At 42.0% G+C, this 17,188-nt stretch carries 19 protein-coding genes and 1 pseudogene; 11 read left to right on the forward strand and 9 right to left on the reverse strand.

The window, feature by feature from the left end; translation table 11 throughout:
- The first annotated feature begins 272 nt into the window (after positions 1–272).
- The 4 genes from pdhA to lpdA all read left to right on the forward strand — a co-directional run bounded on the left by pdhA (position 273) and on the right by lpdA (position 5,229).
- The gene (gene pdhA, locus NYE43_RS07905; protein WP_024121261.1) at positions 273–1,388 is read left to right on the forward strand and encodes a pyruvate dehydrogenase (acetyl-transferring) E1 component subunit alpha; all 1,116 of its coding nucleotides are present in this window, start codon (positions 273–275) and stop codon (positions 1,386–1,388) included.
- Positions 1,389–1,391: 3 nt separating this feature from the next.
- Entirely contained in the window at positions 1,392–2,369 is a 978-nt protein-coding gene (gene pdhB / locus NYE43_RS07910) for a pyruvate dehydrogenase complex E1 component subunit beta (protein ID WP_014113660.1), read from the forward strand.
- A 114-nt stretch (positions 2,370–2,483) separates the two neighbouring features.
- A complete protein-coding gene (gene pdhC, locus NYE43_RS07915; RefSeq protein ID WP_024121262.1) occupies positions 2,484–3,812 on the forward strand; it encodes a pyruvate dehydrogenase complex dihydrolipoyllysine-residue acetyltransferase in 1,329 nt (442 codons plus the stop codon).
- A 4-nt stretch (positions 3,813–3,816) separates the two neighbouring features.
- Complete coding sequence (gene lpdA, locus NYE43_RS07920) at positions 3,817–5,229, forward strand: dihydrolipoyl dehydrogenase (RefSeq protein WP_024121263.1); 1,413 nt, start codon at positions 3,817–3,819, stop codon at positions 5,227–5,229.
- A 45-nt stretch (positions 5,230–5,274) separates the two neighbouring features.
- Here the strand turns inward: lpdA and slp are convergent, their stop codons facing one another.
- Positions 5,275–5,649 carry a peptidoglycan-associated lipoprotein Slp gene (gene slp, locus NYE43_RS07925; protein WP_024121264.1) on the reverse strand — a complete coding sequence of 125 codons (375 nt, stop codon included), beginning with the start codon at positions 5,647–5,649 and terminating at the stop codon, positions 5,275–5,277.
- A gap of 431 nt (positions 5,650–6,080) precedes the next feature.
- Here slp and NYE43_RS07930 point away from each other — a divergent pair, with 431 nt between their 5' ends.
- Positions 6,081–6,200 (forward strand): GapA-binding peptide SR1P, encoded by a 120-nt coding sequence (locus NYE43_RS07930; RefSeq protein WP_010334106.1) that lies wholly within the window; start codon positions 6,081–6,083, stop codon positions 6,198–6,200.
- A gap of 36 nt (positions 6,201–6,236) precedes the next feature.
- On the opposite strand, the gene speA is transcribed toward NYE43_RS07930, so the two are convergent.
- The gene (speA, locus tag NYE43_RS07935; protein ID WP_024121265.1) at positions 6,237–7,709 is read right to left on the reverse strand and encodes an arginine decarboxylase; all 1,473 of its coding nucleotides are present in this window, start codon (positions 7,707–7,709) and stop codon (positions 6,237–6,239) included.
- A gap of 185 nt (positions 7,710–7,894) precedes the next feature.
- Here speA and NYE43_RS07940 point away from each other — a divergent pair, with 185 nt between their 5' ends.
- Positions 7,895–8,161 carry a UPF0223 family protein gene (locus tag NYE43_RS07940; protein ID WP_024121266.1) on the forward strand — a complete coding sequence of 89 codons (267 nt, stop codon included), beginning with the start codon at positions 7,895–7,897 and terminating at the stop codon, positions 8,159–8,161.
- A 63-nt stretch (positions 8,162–8,224) separates the two neighbouring features.
- On the opposite strand, the gene NYE43_RS07945 is transcribed toward NYE43_RS07940, so the two are convergent.
- Both NYE43_RS07945 and NYE43_RS07950 read right to left on the reverse strand, forming a co-directional pair.
- A protein-coding gene (locus NYE43_RS07945) for an IS3 family transposase (RefSeq protein ID WP_341061516.1) occupies positions 8,225–9,375 on the reverse strand; the annotation gives its coding sequence in 2 pieces (ribosomal slippage) (positions 8,225–9,102 and positions 9,102–9,375; 1,152 coding nt in all).
- Positions 9,376–9,488: 113 nt separating this feature from the next.
- A complete protein-coding gene (locus NYE43_RS07950; RefSeq protein ID WP_341061517.1) occupies positions 9,489–10,127 on the reverse strand; it encodes a YktB family protein in 639 nt (212 codons plus the stop codon).
- Between the two features lie 238 nt (positions 10,128–10,365).
- Here NYE43_RS07950 and NYE43_RS07955 point away from each other — a divergent pair, with 238 nt between their 5' ends.
- The 3 genes from NYE43_RS07955 to NYE43_RS07965 all read left to right on the forward strand — a co-directional run bounded on the left by NYE43_RS07955 (position 10,366) and on the right by NYE43_RS07965 (position 11,931).
- Complete coding sequence (locus NYE43_RS07955; RefSeq protein ID WP_010334110.1) at positions 10,366–10,554, forward strand: hypothetical protein; 189 nt, start codon at positions 10,366–10,368, stop codon at positions 10,552–10,554.
- A 137-nt stretch (positions 10,555–10,691) separates the two neighbouring features.
- The gene (gene suhB / locus NYE43_RS07960) at positions 10,692–11,489 is read left to right on the forward strand and encodes an inositol-1-monophosphatase (protein ID WP_095714834.1); all 798 of its coding nucleotides are present in this window, start codon (positions 10,692–10,694) and stop codon (positions 11,487–11,489) included.
- Entirely contained in the window at positions 11,476–11,931 is a 456-nt protein-coding gene (locus NYE43_RS07965; protein ID WP_341061520.1) for a GNAT family N-acetyltransferase, read from the forward strand. Before suhB ends, NYE43_RS07965 begins: the two co-directional genes overlap by 14 nt.
- Positions 11,932–12,030: 99 nt before the next feature.
- Here the strand turns inward: NYE43_RS07965 and NYE43_RS07970 are convergent, their stop codons facing one another.
- From NYE43_RS07970 to NYE43_RS07980, 3 genes are all read right to left on the reverse strand, one after another.
- Positions 12,031–12,945 (reverse strand): class I SAM-dependent methyltransferase, encoded by a 915-nt coding sequence (locus NYE43_RS07970; protein ID WP_216394602.1) that lies wholly within the window; start codon positions 12,943–12,945, stop codon positions 12,031–12,033.
- Between the two features lie 232 nt (positions 12,946–13,177).
- A complete protein-coding gene (locus NYE43_RS07975) occupies positions 13,178–13,276 on the reverse strand; it encodes a hypothetical protein (protein ID WP_232350979.1) in 99 nt (32 codons plus the stop codon).
- 338 nt (positions 13,277–13,614) lie between these two features.
- Complete coding sequence (locus tag NYE43_RS07980; RefSeq protein WP_095714832.1) at positions 13,615–15,180, reverse strand: M4 family metallopeptidase; 1,566 nt, start codon at positions 15,178–15,180, stop codon at positions 13,615–13,617.
- 349 nt (positions 15,181–15,529) lie between these two features.
- On the opposite strand from NYE43_RS07980, the pseudogene NYE43_RS07985 reads away from it, so the two are divergent.
- Both NYE43_RS07985 and NYE43_RS07990 read left to right on the forward strand, forming a co-directional pair.
- Positions 15,530–15,718: pseudogene (locus NYE43_RS07985) on the forward strand (RNA polymerase sigma factor); the annotation flags it as partial.
- Positions 15,715–16,008, forward strand: coding sequence for a zf-HC2 domain-containing protein (locus tag NYE43_RS07990; protein ID WP_095714831.1), 294 nt, complete (start codon positions 15,715–15,717; stop codon positions 16,006–16,008). The pseudogene NYE43_RS07985 and the gene NYE43_RS07990, both read left to right, overlap by 4 nt.
- 44 nt (positions 16,009–16,052) lie before the next feature.
- On the opposite strand, the gene NYE43_RS07995 is transcribed toward NYE43_RS07990, so the two are convergent.
- Positions 16,053–16,658: a hypothetical protein gene (locus NYE43_RS07995; protein WP_341061525.1), complete on the reverse strand. Its 606-nt coding sequence runs from the start codon at positions 16,656–16,658 to the stop codon at positions 16,053–16,055.
- 272 nt (positions 16,659–16,930) lie between these two features.
- Positions 16,931–17,119, reverse strand: coding sequence for a YlaF family protein (locus NYE43_RS08000; protein WP_010334117.1), 189 nt, complete (start codon positions 17,117–17,119; stop codon positions 16,931–16,933).
- Positions 17,120–17,188 lie beyond the last annotated feature (69 nt).

A 17,188-nucleotide genomic window follows, 5' to 3' on the forward strand; every position in this document is an offset into this window, starting at 1 on the left:
ATTGAAAATCAGCGATGAAAACGATTGACGGTTCTTCTTTATATGGTGTAAACTAATCCATGTTAAGCGGTGTTGTATTAGTTTTTTACAACTTCGAAATAATACAGTTCAAAGCAGAGTGTAACTATCCTACATAAATGGTTTCGGCAAACTGGGGATCGGCTAAAATATATACGACTTACTGCTGATACTTTAGGGTACCCTAAGTTTGTATGTATAAAAGGAATGCACGTCTAATGACTGTTTAAAAGAAAGGAAGAGGTGACTTTAGTATGGCTGCAAAAACGAAAAAAGTAATCGTTGATAGTAAGAAGCAATTTGATGCCATTAAAAAGCAGTTCGAAACGTTCCAAATTTTAAATGAAAAGGGAGAAGTCGTGAATGAAGCGGCGATGCCTGATTTAACTGATGATCAATTGAAAGAGCTTATGCGCCGCATGGTATTTACGCGTGTGCTTGATCAGCGCTCTATCTCATTAAACCGTCAAGGACGTCTCGGATTCTACGCTCCTACTGCGGGCCAAGAAGCTTCTCAGATTGCTACACATTTCGCGCTTGAAAAAGAAGACTTCGTTCTTCCGGGATACCGTGATGTGCCTCAGTTAATCTGGCACGGCCTTCCATTATATCAAGCGTTCCTGTTCTCTCGCGGACATTTCCGAGGAAACCAAATGCCTGATGATGTGAATGCCCTTTCTCCACAAATCATTATCGGTGCTCAATACATTCAAACGGCCGGTGTTGCGCTAGGTCTTAAAAAACGCGGTAAGAAAGCTGTCGCAATCACTTACACTGGTGACGGCGGAGCTTCACAAGGGGACTTCTACGAAGGAATTAACTTTGCCGGCGCTTATAAAGCACCTGCGATCTTCGTTGTACAAAACAACCGTTACGCGATTTCAACTCCAGTTGAAAAACAATCTGCAGCAGGCACAATTGCACAAAAAGCAGTAGCTGCCGGTATTGTGGGCGTACAAGTAGACGGAATGGATCCGCTTGCTGTATACGCTGCAACTGCTGAAGCACGCGAACGGGCGATTAACGGCGAAGGCCCGACACTGATTGAAACACTGACATTCCGTTATGGCCCGCACACAATGGCTGGTGACGATCCGACTAAATATCGCACAAAAGAAATCGAAAACGAGTGGGAGCAAAAAGATCCGCTTGTACGCTTCCGTGCGTTCCTTGAAAACAAAGGCCTATGGTCTGAAGAAGAAGAAACAAAAGTAATCGAGGATGCAAAAGAAGAAATTAAGCAGGCGATCAAAAAAGCGGATGCTGAGCCTAAGCAAAAAGTAACTGATTTAATGAAAATCATGTTTGAAAAAATGCCTCATAACCTTGAGGAGCAATTTGAAATTTATACACAGAAGGAGTCGAAGTAAGCCATGGCGCAAATGACAATGATTCAAGCAATCACGGATGCGTTACGCACAGAACTGAAAAATGACGAAAATGTCTTAGTTTTCGGAGAAGACGTTGGTGTTAACGGCGGCGTATTCCGTGCGACAGAAGGATTGCAAAAAGAATTCGGTGAAGACCGTGTGTTTGACACGCCACTTGCTGAATCTGGTATCGGCGGTCTTGCCCTTGGATTAGGCTTAAACGGCTTCCGTCCGGTAATGGAAATCCAATTCTTTGGATTTGTTTACGAAGTAATGGATTCAGTTTCTGGCCAAATGGCTCGTATGCGTTACCGTTCTGGCGGACGCTGGACTTCACCTGTAACCATTCGTTCTCCGTTCGGCGGCGGTGTTCATACTCCTGAGCTTCACGCTGACAGCTTAGAAGGTCTTGTTGCACAACAGCCTGGTATCAAAGTTGTTATTCCATCAACTCCTTACGATGCCAAAGGACTTTTGATTTCTGCGATCAGAGACAACGATCCTGTTGTTTTCTTAGAGCACATGAAGCTTTACCGTTCTTTCCGTCAGGAAGTTCCTGAAGAAGAATACACAATTGAGCTTGGTAAAGCTGACGTAAAACGTGAAGGTACTGACCTTTCAATCATCACTTACGGCGCAATGGTTCATGAATCATTAAAAGCTGCCGAGGAGCTTGAAAAAGACGGCATTTCTGCTGAAGTTGTCGACCTTCGCACTGTAAGCCCGCTTGACATTGATACAATCATCGCATCTGTAGAAAAAACAGGACGCGCGATTGTTGTTCAAGAGGCACAAAAACAAGCCGGTATTGCTGCAAACGTAGTAGCAGAAATTAATGACCGTGCGATCTTGAGCTTGGAAGCACCTGTACTTCGCGTGGCTGCGCCTGATACAGTATTTCCTTTCTCTCAAGCGGAGAGCGTATGGCTTCCAAACCATAAAGATGTTCTTGAAACAGCAAGAAAAGTACTTGAATTTTAATCAAACTGCATAATCGAGAGGGAAGATGAACGTTTTCCCTCTATTATATATCTGTTTTCAATGCTTACGTTGTAAACTTTAAAATTGCTTAATCAAACTAGGAGGTCGAGAACTGTGGCATTTGAATTTAAACTTCCAGATATCGGGGAAGGTATCCACGAAGGCGAAATCGTAAAATGGTTTGTCAAGCCTAACGATGAGGTTGACGAAGATGATGTACTGGCGGAAGTCCAAAATGATAAAGCAGTAGTAGAAATTCCTTCACCTGTTAAAGGAAAAGTATTAGAATTAAAAGTTGAAGAGGGAACGGTTGCAACTGTTGGACAAACGATCATTACGTTTGATGCACCTGGTTACGAAGACCTTCAATTTAAAGGCAGCGATGAGTCTGGCGACGCAAAAACTGAAGCACAAGTTCAGTCTACTGGTGAAGCTGGACAAGATGTTGCGAAAGAAGAGCGTGCTGAAGAGCCTGCTAAAGAAACTGGCGCAGGACAGCAGGATCAAGCTGAAGTTGACCCGAACAAACGCGTGATCGCTATGCCTTCTGTACGTAAATACGCTCGTGAAAAAGGCGTAGATATCCGTAAAGTAACAGGTTCAGGCAACAACGGACGTGTTGTGAAAGAAGATATCGACAGCTTTGTAAACGGAGGAGCGCAAGAAGCTGCGCCGCAAGAAACGGCTGCACCTCAAGAAACAGCTGCTAAACCGGCTGCTGCACCGGCTCCAGAGGGTGAATTCCCAGAAACTCGCGAAAAAATGAGCGGTATCCGTAAAGCAATTGCAAAAGCGATGGTTAACTCTAAACATACTGCTCCTCATGTAACACTAATGGACGAAGTGGACGTAACAAACCTTGTTGCACATCGTAAACAGTTCAAACAGGTTGCTGCTGATCAAGGCATCAAGCTGACATACTTGCCTTACGTTGTAAAAGCTCTTACATCTGCACTGAAAAAATTCCCTGTTTTAAACACGTCAATTGACGATAAAACAGATGAAGTAATCCAAAAACATTACTTCAACATCGGTATTGCTGCTGACACTGAAAAAGGCTTGCTTGTGCCAGTTGTAAAAAATGCAGACCGTAAAGCGATCTTTGAAATTTCTGATGAGATCAACAGCCTTGCAACAAAAGCTCGTGAAGGCAAGCTTGCTCCAGCTGAAATGAAAGGCGCATCTTGCACAATTACAAACATCGGTTCAGCCGGCGGACAATGGTTCACTCCGGTTATCAACCATCCAGAAGTTGCGATTCTTGGTATCGGACGCATTGCAGAAAAAGCGATTGTTCGTGATGGCGAAATCGTAGCAGCTCCAGTCTTAGCTCTTTCTCTCAGCTTCGACCACCGTATGATCGACGGAGCGACTGCGCAAAATGCACTAAATCACATCAAGCGTTTACTGAACGATCCACAATTAATTTTAATGGAGGCGTAATGTTATGGTAGTAGGAGATTTCCCTATTGAAACAGATACTCTTGTAATTGGTGCGGGACCTGGCGGCTATGTAGCTGCCATCCGCGCTGCACAGCTTGGACAAAAAGTAACAGTCGTTGAAAAAGCAACTCTTGGAGGCGTTTGTCTGAACGTTGGATGTATCCCTTCAAAAGCGCTGATCAATGCTGGCCACCGTTATGAGAATGCTAAGCATTCTGATGACATGGGAATCACTGCTGAGAACGTAACAGTTGATTTCACAAAAGTTCAAGAGTGGAAAACTTCTGTTGTTAACAAGCTTACTGGCGGTGTAGCAGGTCTTCTTAAAGGCAACAAAGTAGATGTAGTAAAAGGCGAAGCTTACTTTGTAGACAGCAATTCAGTTCGTGTAATGGATGAGAATTCTGCTCAAACATACACGTTCAAAAACGCAATCATTGCGACTGGTTCTCGTCCTATCGAATTGCCAAACTTCAAATATACTGATCGTGTCCTAAATTCAACAGGTGCTTTGGCTCTTAAAGAAATTCCTAAAAAGCTTGTTGTTATCGGCGGCGGATACATCGGAACTGAGCTTGGAACTGCGTATGCAAACTTCGGCACTGAGCTTGTTATTCTTGAAGGCGGAGATGAAATTCTTCCAGGCTTCGAAAAACAAATGAGTTCCCTTGTAACTCGCAGACTGAAGAAAAAAGGCAACGTTGAAATCCATACAAACGCGATGGCTAAAGGCGTTGAAGAAAAAGCTGACGGCGTAACAGTCACTTTCGAAGTAAAAGGTGAAGAAAAAACTGTTGATGCTGATTACGTACTGATTACTGTCGGACGCCGTCCAAATACTGATGAGCTTGGTCTTGAGCAAGTCGGTATTGAAATGACTGACCGCGGTGTTATCAAAACTGACAAACAGTGCCGCACGAACGTACCTAACATCTATGCAATCGGTGATATCATTGAAGGACCGCCGCTTGCTCACAAAGCATCTTACGAAGGTAAGATTGCTGCAGAAGCGATCGCTGGAGAGCCTGCAGAAATCGATTACCTTGGTATTCCTGCGGTTGTCTTCTCTGAGCCTGAGCTTGCATCAGTCGGTTACACTGAAGCACAAGCGAAAGAAGAAGGCCTTGACATTGTTGCTGCTAAATTCCCATTTGCAGCAAACGGCCGCGCGCTTTCTCTTAACGAAACTGACGGCTTCATGAAGCTGATCACTCGTAAAGAGGACGGCCTTGTAATCGGTGCGCAAATCGCCGGCGCAAGCGCTTCTGACATGATTTCTGAATTAAGTTTAGCTATCGAAGGCGGCATGACTGCTGAAGATATTGCTATGACAATTCATGCACATCCAACATTGGGTGAAATCACAATGGAAGCTGCTGAAGTGGCAATCGGAAGCCCGATTCACATCGTAAAATAATAGAGATGACATAAAAAACAGCCCCGTAAGCGGGGGCTGTTTTATTTATTTAGACAGTACATGCTGTAATGGTTTAATGATGTCTTCTTTCTTTTTCACACATCCCTCTATTTTCACAACGACATGCCGCTGATCAACTACCATGAGAGTAGGGACGGTTTCGATTTCATCTTCCCAGCCTTTTCTGTTATCGTATACCTTCATTTTATCTATTTGATCAGGATAATCCTTTTCTAAATCTAGCAGAGCATCATAATATGACGCCTCTTGATCAATTTGATTTTCATCAGAAAAAAATAGGATTTGAGTATGATGAATGCTGTCAATTCGGCTTTTTTTTATTGGATTGATTGTGGAAAGGGTGCAGCCCGATAAAGCAAATACTATCATCAGTATGGGAAATACCGCGCGATATCGCATCTATCTTCTCCTCTGTATAAACCATAGTAAACTAGTTTTAGTTTATCACGAGTAACCGCGTCATCTGCTTCTTGTTACCTAATTGTTATATAATTGAAACCGTTTTTAAAGAGAGATAACATCTCTTTAAACCGAATACTCTGAACGCACACATTATTCATCGCGAATCATTTGCAATTTCGTTACACTATTCAAAAAAAGTTCGCGAAAACATGAAATCACAATGTCTTTTCAGCATAAGTATCGAATGAAAGCGTTTGTTAAGAAGATGATAATTCATGGAACCGAAAAGAAAAAACATGTTACATTAAAAGTTTTTGAAATAAATGTGTTATACAGTTTATTGTTGACATTTTAAATGTGACATATTAATATAATACCAACAAAAGAAATTAAGCGTTTTCAAAATTAAAAGAAATGGGGAATGAGAGATGGGTACGATTGTTTGCCAAGATTGTAACGAAGCCATTCATTACTTCGAGGATGAGAAGGTTACAACGTTATACGGAACATGCTGCGGACAATGTCAGTGTCCTCTTGATGAAGAGTAAGAAAAAGCATGCGGCTTAGCCGCATGCTTTTTGTATTTATTGAATAGCTTTTTGCTCTTTTATGACTCGAATCATGCTCAAAGTAGAATCCTCCGGTCCTTGAACTGGAAGTCCGGCATCAATGTTTTTGAAGATGTAGCTGATGTTTTCTTCTGTAATAATCTCGCCCGGGATAAAGATAGGAATTCCAGGAGGATACACCATCACAAATTCAGCGATAATCCGTCCTGCTGCTTCTTTTAATGGAACAACTTCTGTATTTGCATAGAAAGCGTCACGCGGCGTCATCGCCAGTAATGGGATTTCTGGAAGCAGTACCTTTGTCTGTTTATGCGTAACATCATTTGCTGACATTTGACGCGCTATCTCTTTTAAAGCTTCCACAAGGCGATCTGCATCGTTCTGGCTGTCACCAGGTGTGAAGATACACAAAATGTTGTACAGATCTGAAAGCTCTACTTCAATATTAAAGGATTCCCGCAGCCACTTCTCGACATCATGTCCTGTGAGCCCCAGGTTTTTAACTGAAATAATTAATTTTGTCGGGTCATAATTGTAAGCGGCTTTAGAACCGATAATTTCAGAACCGACACAGTAAATACCGTCAATTTGGTTCAGACGTTCTCTCGTCTGATTAGCAAGCTTCAACGTTTCTTCAGCAAGCTGATAGCCCTCTGTCGCAAGCCGTTTTCTGGCGACGTCCAAAGAGGCTAGAAGCAAATAAGAAGTAGACGTGGTTGTCAGCATGCTGAGTATCGATTGCACTCTGTCTTTAGAAACAAGGCCTTCTCTCATGTTTAGAATAGAGCTCTGTGTCAGTGATCCGCCTAGTTTATGCACACTTGTCGCAGCCATGTCTGCACCTGCCTGCATCGCTGAAAGCGGAAATTGGTCGTGAAAATGAATATGAACGCCATGTGCTTCATCGACTAGAACCGGCACATCAAAGGAATGGGCTAGTTCTACGATGCTTTTTAAATCAGCAGCTACTCCGAAATATGTCGGGTTGATCACAAGAAGCCCTTTGGCATCAGGATGTTCATTCAGCGCCCGTTTAGCGGATTCAAGTGTAATGCCGTGAGAGATGCCTAGTTCATTGTCAATTTCAGGATGAATAAAGATTGGGACGGCTCCGGAAAATACAATAGCTGACATAATGGATTTGTGCACATTTCTTGGAATGATGATTTTATCTCCAGGTCCGCAGACAGCCATCACCATTGTCATGATTGCGCCGCTTGTTCCCTGAACAGAAAAAAAGGTGTGATCCGCGCCGAAAGCTTCGGCAGCCAAATCCTGCGCTTCTTTAATAATGCCTTTAGGCGCATGCAGGTCATCTAATGGTTCAATATTAATCAAATCTATACTTAACGCGTTTTCACCGATAAATTGTCTGAACTCTGGATCCATTCCTGCCCCTTTTTTATGGCCGGGAATGTGGAATTGAACAGGCTGTCTGCTTGCGTGCTTTTTCAGGCCTGTGTATAAGGGTGTTTCATGTTGCGACAATTGTTTTCCCACCTTTGTAGTAATACCTATGCATATTAGTGTGTATTAAAATCAGTTTCTCAACCGTTTTTTAGACGTAAAACAAATGAATTATATTATGAACTTGAAAGAATGTAAAGAACAATTTATGATCAAATGAAGATGCTTTTTGTAAAAGGAAAGCGAATCTATAAGGAGTGAAGAAAATGGAATACCAATATCCGATGAATGAAGATTGGACAACCGAAGAAGCAGTGGATGTGATTGCATTTTTCCAGCAGGTTGAGCTGGCTTATGAAAAGGGAGCCGACCGTGAAGAGCTGCTTAAGACGTATCGGCGATTCAAAGAAATTGTGCCGGGAAAAGCTGAAGAAAAAAAGCTGTGCGGCGAATTTGAGGAACAAAGTACATACTCTCCTTATCGTACGGTCAAGCAGGCGAAGGAATCTGACCAGGCAAAGATTAAGATGTAAAAGGAAAAGAGCCGGATGAAAGGGGACTGACCCCTGTTTTTGAGACAGGGATCAAAACACCTTTTATACAGCCAATTGCCGATAGCTTATCGGTGATTGGCTGTTTAGTTTCGTTTGAATACGAATGTTGTTATAATAATAAATGTATTCTTTGACAGTGCGTTCTACGATGGCGGTCGTGGTTCGATCAATGCTGTTAAGATAGAACGTTTCAGACTTTAGTGAGGAATGAAACGATTCGATGGAGGCATTATCAGCGGGCGTCCCTTTGCGGGACATGCTCATGGTAATGCCTTTTGTTTTAACAGCTTTCTGATACTCATAAGATGTATACACAGATCCTTGGTCACTATGTAACACGCAGTTCTGAGGCAGTGTTGGCAGCTGATCAAGTGTGTTTAAGACAAAGTCTGTGTCCTGCTTATCTCCAATCGTGAAAGCAATTACTTCTCCATTGTATACATCCAATATACTGGAAAGGTACAATTGTTTCTGTCCATAAGGCAAATACGTGATATCCGTTACTAGTTTTTCAAGAGGATGATCGGACTGAAAGTTCCGATTCAATATGTTATCGACCACGGCATATGGCTGCCCATTCTTCTTGCGTTTTTTCACCTTAACCCGGCACTGCCACTGATTTTTCTGCATGATACGCTGAACCGTTTTATGGTTAATACGCATTCCCTTTTTTAATATAGCTGTAATTTTTCGATATCCATATCGATACTTGTGCTCTCGGCACAACGTGCCGATTTGTTTTTCCAAATGGCGCTTGGGATGATCTTTCATCAGGTTCTTCTTCCAACGATAATAAGACGCTCGTGAGATACCTAAATGAACACAGATATTCTGTACGGTCATTGTGCCGTGCAATACTTCTACAAGTTCGACTGACGTTTGGCTATCAACTTCCTTTCCAATTCGTTGTACTTTTTTAAAACTTCATTTTGTTGTCTCAGATAACGGTTCTCTGCCTGCAGTTTCTCTAATTCGGAAGAATACTCCGGACCTTTTCCGTAAGTGTATTGCTTACCAACAGGCTGTTCAAATCGATGTGTATCCCCAGCTTTATGCCATCTAACCCATGTCTGAACCTGCGTCTTATTCCTGATATTCAATTCCTGCATGATCTCTTTCATAGGCACGCCTGCCAATCTCATTTCTACAGCCTTCTGTTTGACTTCAATCGGATAACTCATTCTTGTTCCCATACAAAAAACACCTCCAAGTCTTATTTCGGATAACAACTATCCGTTTTCAAACTTGAAGGTGTTTTTTATTTGTCTCATCTTATGGGGTCAGTCCCAAAGGTCCCGGCTCTTTTTTATGCTTGTGATACTTTTTGGGTTAAGCGGTACAGAAATGCAAGCTGCTGGAAGGCATCATCGATTCGCTGAAGGAATTCTTGGTTATTCATCTTCAGCACCTCTTCTTTTTGAAGCTGAATGCCGCATAACAGCTCGGCTTTCTTTATTGTCTGCAACCGTTCAAACAATGTCTTGAGTTGTTCCTTGCCCATTTCTGACTGCTTATGGACCCCTGGTTTTGTGTGATCCGCAGACCAAACAAAGCTGTCTGGAATGTGATTTGTAACGCTGTCTTGATTCGCTTCAAGCAATTTGCCGTATTCTTCTTTTATAGGGGACTCATAAATGATCGCGAACCATACAAAAACATGGCTCTCCCACAAGCCGATTTGAAAATGCGGCAGTTTTTTATAGCCTCTTTTGCTGTTTGCGAATGCCACCCAGCTGTCTGTAGGAGGGTTGACTGATCTCCTTGCATGCTTGGCCACATGGGGAAACATTTCATCTCCGGTTAAAGCGGATAATGTCGGGGCAAAGTGATCGCCTAAAGCAGTCAGCTTCGGACGAACCCGCTCTTTTAACACCTCCATGCGTGCGTCTAAGCCGTCTATTGTAAATGTGTTAAAGTCTTCTTCAGTAAAACGCATTTGTGTCATGATTTTCCTCCTTCATGCTAAGTATACATATTTTATCACAGTTAGAACGCGCAGCAAAAAGATGAGCACGCGTTTGAAGAGAGGGGGAATGTGGTAATAAACGAATAGGTAAACACACAATTTTCAGAATCATGTTACAGGTAAATAGAAGAATCATAGGATATAAGAAGTATCATTATTGAATGGCAAAATGGGATGCTTTTTTAAAACAAATGATCTCTGGAAGGGGCGAAAGACAATGAGGCAAGTTGTGAAAGAGGGATTTAGGGAAGAGAAAAACAACCGTGTAGCTGTCTGGAGACTAGAGGTTGATTATGAATTGGCAACCCTTTATGAGGCAATGCAAAAGGAAAATGACGAACAAATTGAGCTAAGCAAAAACAAACTTGAACGTCTCAGAAAAGAATGGATTCGCCTCAACGGGTAAAAAGCTATAGTGAAAACGAACCGCGTGAATGGTTCGTTTTTACGTGAGAAGGCATATTTTTCATTTTCCTTGCTTTTTCACCGCCGTTATCAGTATCCTATAAAATAAAGGTCTACATAGAAAAGAGGTACGCATGAATGACAAATTGGACGGAAATTGATGAGACTGCAAAGAAATGGATAAAAGAAGCAGGCGCAAGAATTAAACAGTCGATGCACGAAAGCCTGACAATTGAAACAAAATCAAATCCGAATGATTTAGTCACAAATATTGACAAGGAAACGGAAAAGTTTTTTATTGACCGCATCCAAGAAACCTTTCCGGGGCATCGCATACTCGGAGAAGAAGGACAAGGAGACAAACTTCACTCGTTGGAAGGTGTCGTCTGGATTATCGATCCGATTGACGGCACGATGAATTTTGTGCACCAGCAAAGAAATTTTGCAATCTCAATCGGTATTTTTGAAAATGGAATTGGCAAAATCGGTTTAATTTACGATGTGGTGCATGATGAACTGTATCACGCGTTTAGCGGTAAAGGTGCTTATATGAATGAAACGAAGCTGTCTCCTTTAAAGGAAACCGTTATTGAAGAAGCGATTCTAGCCATTAATGCGACATGGGTGACGGAAAACAGAAGAATTGACCCGGGTGTGCTGGCACCGCTTGTGAAGAGGGTGAGAGGAACACGCTCTTATGGCTCTGCCGCTCTAGAACTGGCAAACGTCGCTGCGGGAAGAATTGACGCTTACATTACGATGCGGCTTGCTCCTTGGGATTACGCAGCCGGCTGTGTGCTGTTAAACGAAGTAGGGGGCATTTATACAACGACTGAAGGGGAACCGTTCACCTTTTTAGAAAATCACTGTGTGCTGGCCGGAAACCCATCTATACATAAAACAATATTTGAAGAGTATCTTCATGCTGAAAAATAGACCATTTGAACAGGATGACCTCAGTTGGTTAGAGGAAATTGCGGAGGCTCATCCTGTTTGGAAAAAGGAAGAGTTTGGGGAAAAAGATGCAGAAAGCTATATGATCTCCTATTCGATGTATAACGGATCATGGCTTGTTTGGGAAAAAGACGGTCTGCCTGTTGCCGTCAGCTATCATCTCGAATGGGCTCCTTCCAACGGAAAGCCATGGCTGGGAACAGTGCTGGTTGATCCTGCTGAAGAAAGAAAGGGACATGCCAAGAAGATCATTGAACAGATCGGCCAATCGCTTCAAGACAAACATAGAGCACTATTTACAGCGGTTCCGATTGACCGGAATGAATGGATACTGTTTTTGAGCCAATGCGGCTTTGAACAGCTCAAGACGGAGAAAGATGAGGCAGATAAGCCGTACATAATCATGGTAAAGCCTTTAGTTTAAGCTGCCGTATACATGACGGCAGCTTATTTTCATGTGCAAAAAAACCTCCCAATCCTTCACCGTCGATTGAGAGGCGAGCCTGGTGAAGAACCAGGGGGGTTATTTTTTTACGGCATGTATATAATGAATGGTTTCAAACGCTGACAAATAATCCGCTCGTTTCTTGAAGAAAAGGTCATTGATTTCGGCTGGTGTTACATGTTCATAGATGAGTAAACCAGCTGAATCTAATGCTTCTTCGATTTCAAGATAAGTAAAACACGATTTCATCGGTTCACCGCTTGCTGAAGCCATTTTCACCATATGTTCAACTCTATTAGACTTTCCTTTTGTTTCAAAGAGCGTTTCGTCTGCGTAATCAAAAACGATAGAGCTTCCGGAGGGGACATGGGCAAATAATTGGTTAAGCAGGCTTTTATTCTCTTCTTCCGTCAAATAATAAGAAACGCCTAAAAGGCTGAAGAACGTTTTTTGGTTATCAAAGCCTTCATCTAAGAGAGGCTGATAGGAAAACGTTTTGGTAAAGTCCATAGGAACCAAATGAAGATTCGCTGGAATAGTAAGCCTTGCATCATCCAGTCTTTTCTTTTTCAATTGCTGTGTAGCCGGGTAATCAATTTCAAATATGTCTAAGCTGTCTTCCAGCTCTGGATGCCGGAAGCAGAATGTATCTAATCCGGCGCCAAGAATGACATACTGTTTTGCTCCCAGCACCACTTCGTTGTGAAATACTTTCTCACAATATGCTGCTCGAGCTAAGGGCGTAGGGGAAAGCTGGACTTGTGTAATCCACTTTAGTATCTCTTCTGGGTCATCTTGAAACTTTCGGGCAATATCTTTATTGAAAAACTGTATGCCTTGTATCATATTTTGACTAATGTCGGAAAACTCTTTTTCAGAAATAAGGTGTTTGGCAATATAATCGTCAAAAATTTTAGGTGTATCATATTGACTGTGATAGGCTCGGCTAAATGCTGATATCAAAGCTGTTAAACTGGACTCATTTTCCCTCATATCATGTCCTCCTGATAAACAAAAATAAGATTCCCCTGGCCAGGAGAACCTTATTATACACACAAATATACTAATAGTAAATTATAGCATAAATAAAAAATTTTGTCAATGTATTTGAGGTTGGAAGAGTAAGATTCTTCTATTCAATTTTTGGCTGTTTAAATGGGAATGAAAGAATGTTTTTACAATACGAAGTGTATGGTCTTGGGTAAACCGATATGTCCGGCACCTTTTACTTTATACATAACTCATCATGACCTGCTTTTGTAAGTGCCCTGTATAAATCAGCGCTATGCTTATACAGAACAACGTCATCCTGATCACCGCACATAATGAGAAGCGGAGTCGCCTCGCGATGAACATAAGCGGCTTGGGCCTAGCTCTAGAACCTGAAGTTTATTTGTTCGGGTCCAGCAGTCGGGATGAGAGTTTTCATGAGTGTGGAAAAGCTCACCTTCTTCAACAATCTCTTTTGACATCGATGAAGCCCGATTTTTTTAACAATCGGCTGATTTGGCGGATAATGACCGAGTTTGTATTTACACTGTCTGCGATTTGTTCAGAGGCAAGGTGGTCATATGTACGGCTATCATGAAACAGCTGCTGATTTTTAAACAAACTTGAAAATCAAGAAAAAGCCTGAGATATCTCAGGCTTTTCATTTAGAAATTACAAACCGACGGCTTTCCAGGCTGCTTCAACTTTTGCGGCATCAGTTGAGCCATAAAGGTCACGGGCAGACTGAATGAGGGCGGCCTTCGCATCTTTGAAAGTGGAATAAGGCGTAAGGTACGTTGTTAACGCACGGTAATAAATCTGCTGTGATTTAGATATGCCTAGGCTTGTAATGGTATTATAAGCGGCTTTGTTTGGAATTCCGCTGTTTATGTGTACACCGCCGTAATCGCCTTCATCTGTATTCGGAAGGTTTTGATAGTTGGCGTAATTGTCAGGCTGGTCATATTTTGTCGGATTGGACAAACTGCGGAGAGCCGGCTGGCTGACCGTAATGTCTTCACCGATATCCCAGTCTTCTGTATCAGTGAAATAACCGAATACATCAGAGAACGACTCGTTTAATGCCCCAGGCTGGTTTTCATAGACAAGGTTGGCTGTTTCTTGAGTGACACCGTGTGTCATTTCATGCGCCGTCACATCCAATGAGCCGGAAAGCGGGGAGAAGAAGGAGCCGTCTCCATCACCGTAAATCATTTGATCCCCTGTCCAAGCGGCGTTATTATAACGGCTGCCGTAGTGAACAGAAGAAACGATTTTACTGCCTTTGTTGTCATAGCTGTTTCGTTTAAACGTAGAGTAAAAATAATCGTACACTTTACCCAGGTTATAGTGGGCATCTACAGCTGCGCGCTGTGATGAAGTTGTGAATTTATTTGTTGTGCTTGAGACAAGTGTTCCCGGAAGGCGGCTTTGTCTGTTTTGTAAATCATACGTGATAATTTGAGTGCCGGTTGGTTTTGACAGATCTCTTAAAACATATTTGCCGCTTTCATAAGAAATATTCAGAGGAACTGTTGCGCCTTTTAGTGTTGTCCCTGATCCTGTTGCGGCTGCATGTTCTACTTTATTTTGCTGTTTTAAAATGGTGCCTGATTCGGCATCCACTAAGACTTCCCAGTTAGCAGGTTCAGGTTCGATATAGCGAATCGTGACATCGTAAGCCAGACGATAGCCGCCGTCCTCTGTTTCTACCGCTTTTAACTCTGCTTTATCGCTGTTTTTTGCGCTTCCGTTAGAAACGGCGTCAGGTGATTTGCCAATGGCTTTAAAAGCGAGTGCCAGTGCTTTGTCAGAGGATACCTTTTGGCTGTTTTCTGTTTTTGAAGCAGACTGATTGTGCAATTCTCCATTGATCGCATAGACATTGTCAGATTTATCGACGTGAACGATCACTTGTGAATCTTTAATAGGCACTCCGTTAATGACGGGCACATATCGAAAGTGCTTGTACCCAAGAGCGTCAGTTGTGCTTTCCACAAGTTTCAGTCTTTTGGCGGGATCGCCTTTAAACACTTTGCTGTTCTTTTTCAAAAACTGTTTGACAGCTTTGTCATTTGGAGCAGAGAGCTCTGTTTGTGCAATGGCGCTTTTAGGGAGAAAGTTTGTTTGATTCTCCTTAAGCTGGTCATTCTCAGCAGCCTGAACACCCGGAAGGCCGATTGATAAACTCATAAACGAAGCAGCGACAACGACGGACAATTTCTTACCTAAACCCACAATAAATCCCCCTTTTTGAAAATACTGAAAAATCTTTATATCGTTATATTAAACGAGCAATCTGGTATTCTCAACAAAAACTAACATAACTAGACAAAATTGATAGAATTGTCCTGTGTTTATTTTTGTTGAATAATATCAAGATGAGTCAAGTGTCATGTGATGGATGAATTGCAAGAGTTATGTCGTCTTTATATCGAAGGGGGGAGATGAGAAATTTTTGGTTTTTATTGAAACTTTATAACAAGCGGCTTGTCTAACCGGATGAGGCCTTAATAAGAAGTAAAGGATTGTTGTTCGTGTTTGATTTATTCAGTCATTATGTATTGCATTTTGAACAGATATACTGCAAGAGCTCCTGCAGCTAAAGGATCAGCACCAATCCGTTTTGATTTTAAGAGAATTTCAAGAGCTTTCTTATGAGGAAATCGCCGAAATCTTAGGCTGGAGCCTTTCGAAAGTGAAAACCACTCTTCACCAGGCTAGATTAGAGCTCAAGAAAAACATGACGAAAAGAAGAGAGGAGGAGCGGATATGATCTGCTTTCTAGTAAGAGACCTTCTCCCTCTGTATATTGAAGGTGATTGCAAAAAAGAAACGGAAAACTTCATTGAAAAGCATATGAACACCTGCCGCAGCTGCAGAGAAATGTTTGAACAGATGTCTGAGCCTTTTGAGTTTAAAGATGAACAGCCCCCTCAAGATGCTTTTCTGCCTGAAGAAGAAATCCGTTTTAAACAAAGATACTATGGTTTGCTGATTATTAAAGCAGCCTTCTGGTTTGGAGCTGTGTTTGCTGTGATGCTGATCATCAAACTGCTGATATAAAGGAAAAGCGCTTGCCGGATTTACGGACAAGCGCTTTTCTTACATTAAGCTTGCGGATGAAACATTTGGTAGATGGCTGCAAGCTGTTCTTGAGACAGTGCACCGAAGAGCTTTTCATAAAAATCAGCCTGCTCCGGTGTCGCACCAGCTTCTAAAGCTGCATCTTTATCAAAGCTGTACGCTCCATCTTCTGAAACAATGGATGCCTGCAGAATATGAATTTTAAGGGAAACAGCGGCGAAAAATTGGTCAAGCGCGAGTGCTTCTTTTTCTGTGAAGCCGAGCTCAACAGCTTTTTCTGTATCAAATTTGTAGCTGCCGTCTTCAACATACACACATTGTGAAACAATATCGAAGAATTCAGATGTCGATTCCCACAATTTTGCAATGATTTGAGCCTCTTCTTGTGTCATTCCTAACTCGACAGCTTTTTCACTGTCAAAATAATAAACCCCGTCTTTTTCATATATACATTGATTTAATAAATCGAAAAATGTATTCAGGTCTTCATTTGTGATTGTCTCCTGCAAAGCAGGTGTGCTGTGACTAACTGTTTTTGCGCTTGCGGCATCAGGTCCGAAAGTAAGCAGGGTGGCTGAGGTCAGTGCGGCAGTTGTAAGTATGGCTTTTTTTACAAATGGTTTCTTCATGTTTCGTCTCTCCCTTTTGTGAATTGTGGTACAAATCCCATTATAGGGAGAGGCTGGTGTGAGGAAAATAGGCTTTATGGTAGTTTGTGTATATCAATGTCGAACCACTTTTGTTTGGTTAAAAGTGTCATATTTAGAACGATTGTCCATGAATGGATGTTGTTTTGCTTCTTCCCGCCTAGGAAACAGGGGAGATAAGCCTTACGCAACGAAAAAACACCGCATTCATTTGCGGTGTTTTTGATTACAATGTCTTTAGCAAGGATAAGCTTTTAATCGAGTAATCCTTGCTCGCGCATTTTCTTTTTTAACGTAAATCCGCTTCCCATAACGGCGCAAACGAGCACAATGCTGGCGATAATGCCCCACGCGCTTTTTTCGGCGATAAAGACGCCGATCAGCATTATGCTGAAAACCGCTGCAAATGCAAATAATAATAAAAGCCAATTCATTTTTTTCATATTTCCATCCCCTTTTACGTCTTATAATAAGTTTACAGAAAAACGTGACGCTTTTAAAGAGGATGTGTG

This window comes from Bacillus sp. FSL R5-0434 (genome assembly GCF_038004745.1).
Taxonomy (GTDB): domain Bacteria; phylum Bacillota; class Bacilli; order Bacillales; family Bacillaceae; genus Bacillus; species Bacillus halotolerans.

What these genes read in the sequence shown, in the direction of transcription:
- pdhB (WP_014113660.1), top strand. Translation starts at nt 1,392, where the DNA reads ATGGCGCAAATGACAATGATTCAAGCAATCACGGATGCGTTACGCACA.
- NYE43_RS07970 (WP_216394602.1), bottom strand. Translation starts at nt 12,945, where the DNA reads ATGAGGGAAAATGAGTCCAGTTTAACAGCTTTGATATCAGCATTTAGC.
- NYE43_RS07995 (WP_341061525.1), bottom strand. Translation starts at nt 16,658, where the DNA reads ATGAAGAAACCATTTGTAAAAAAAGCCATACTTACAACTGCCGCACTG.
- NYE43_RS07965 (WP_341061520.1), top strand. Translation starts at nt 11,476, where the DNA reads ATGCTGAAAAATAGACCATTTGAACAGGATGACCTCAGTTGGTTAGAG.
- lpdA (WP_024121263.1), top strand. Translation starts at nt 3,817, where the DNA reads ATGGTAGTAGGAGATTTCCCTATTGAAACAGATACTCTTGTAATTGGT.
- NYE43_RS07955 (WP_010334110.1), top strand. Translation starts at nt 10,366, where the DNA reads ATGAGGCAAGTTGTGAAAGAGGGATTTAGGGAAGAGAAAAACAACCGT.
- NYE43_RS07990 (WP_095714831.1), top strand. Translation starts at nt 15,715, where the DNA reads ATGATCTGCTTTCTAGTAAGAGACCTTCTCCCTCTGTATATTGAAGGT.
- NYE43_RS07950 (WP_341061517.1), bottom strand. Translation starts at nt 10,127, where the DNA reads ATGACACAAATGCGTTTTACTGAAGAAGACTTTAACACATTTACAATA.
- slp (WP_024121264.1), bottom strand. Translation starts at nt 5,649, where the DNA reads ATGCGATATCGCGCGGTATTTCCCATACTGATGATAGTATTTGCTTTA.
- NYE43_RS07940 (WP_024121266.1), top strand. Translation starts at nt 7,895, where the DNA reads ATGGAATACCAATATCCGATGAATGAAGATTGGACAACCGAAGAAGCA.
- NYE43_RS07975 (WP_232350979.1), bottom strand. Translation starts at nt 13,276, where the DNA reads ATGTGCGGTGATCAGGATGACGTTGTTCTGTATAAGCATAGCGCTGAT.
- suhB (WP_095714834.1), top strand. Translation starts at nt 10,692, where the DNA reads ATGACAAATTGGACGGAAATTGATGAGACTGCAAAGAAATGGATAAAA.
- NYE43_RS07930 (WP_010334106.1), top strand. Translation starts at nt 6,081, where the DNA reads ATGGGTACGATTGTTTGCCAAGATTGTAACGAAGCCATTCATTACTTC.
- pdhA (WP_024121261.1), top strand. Translation starts at nt 273, where the DNA reads ATGGCTGCAAAAACGAAAAAAGTAATCGTTGATAGTAAGAAGCAATTT.
- NYE43_RS08000 (WP_010334117.1), bottom strand. Translation starts at nt 17,119, where the DNA reads ATGAAAAAAATGAATTGGCTTTTATTATTATTTGCATTTGCAGCGGTT.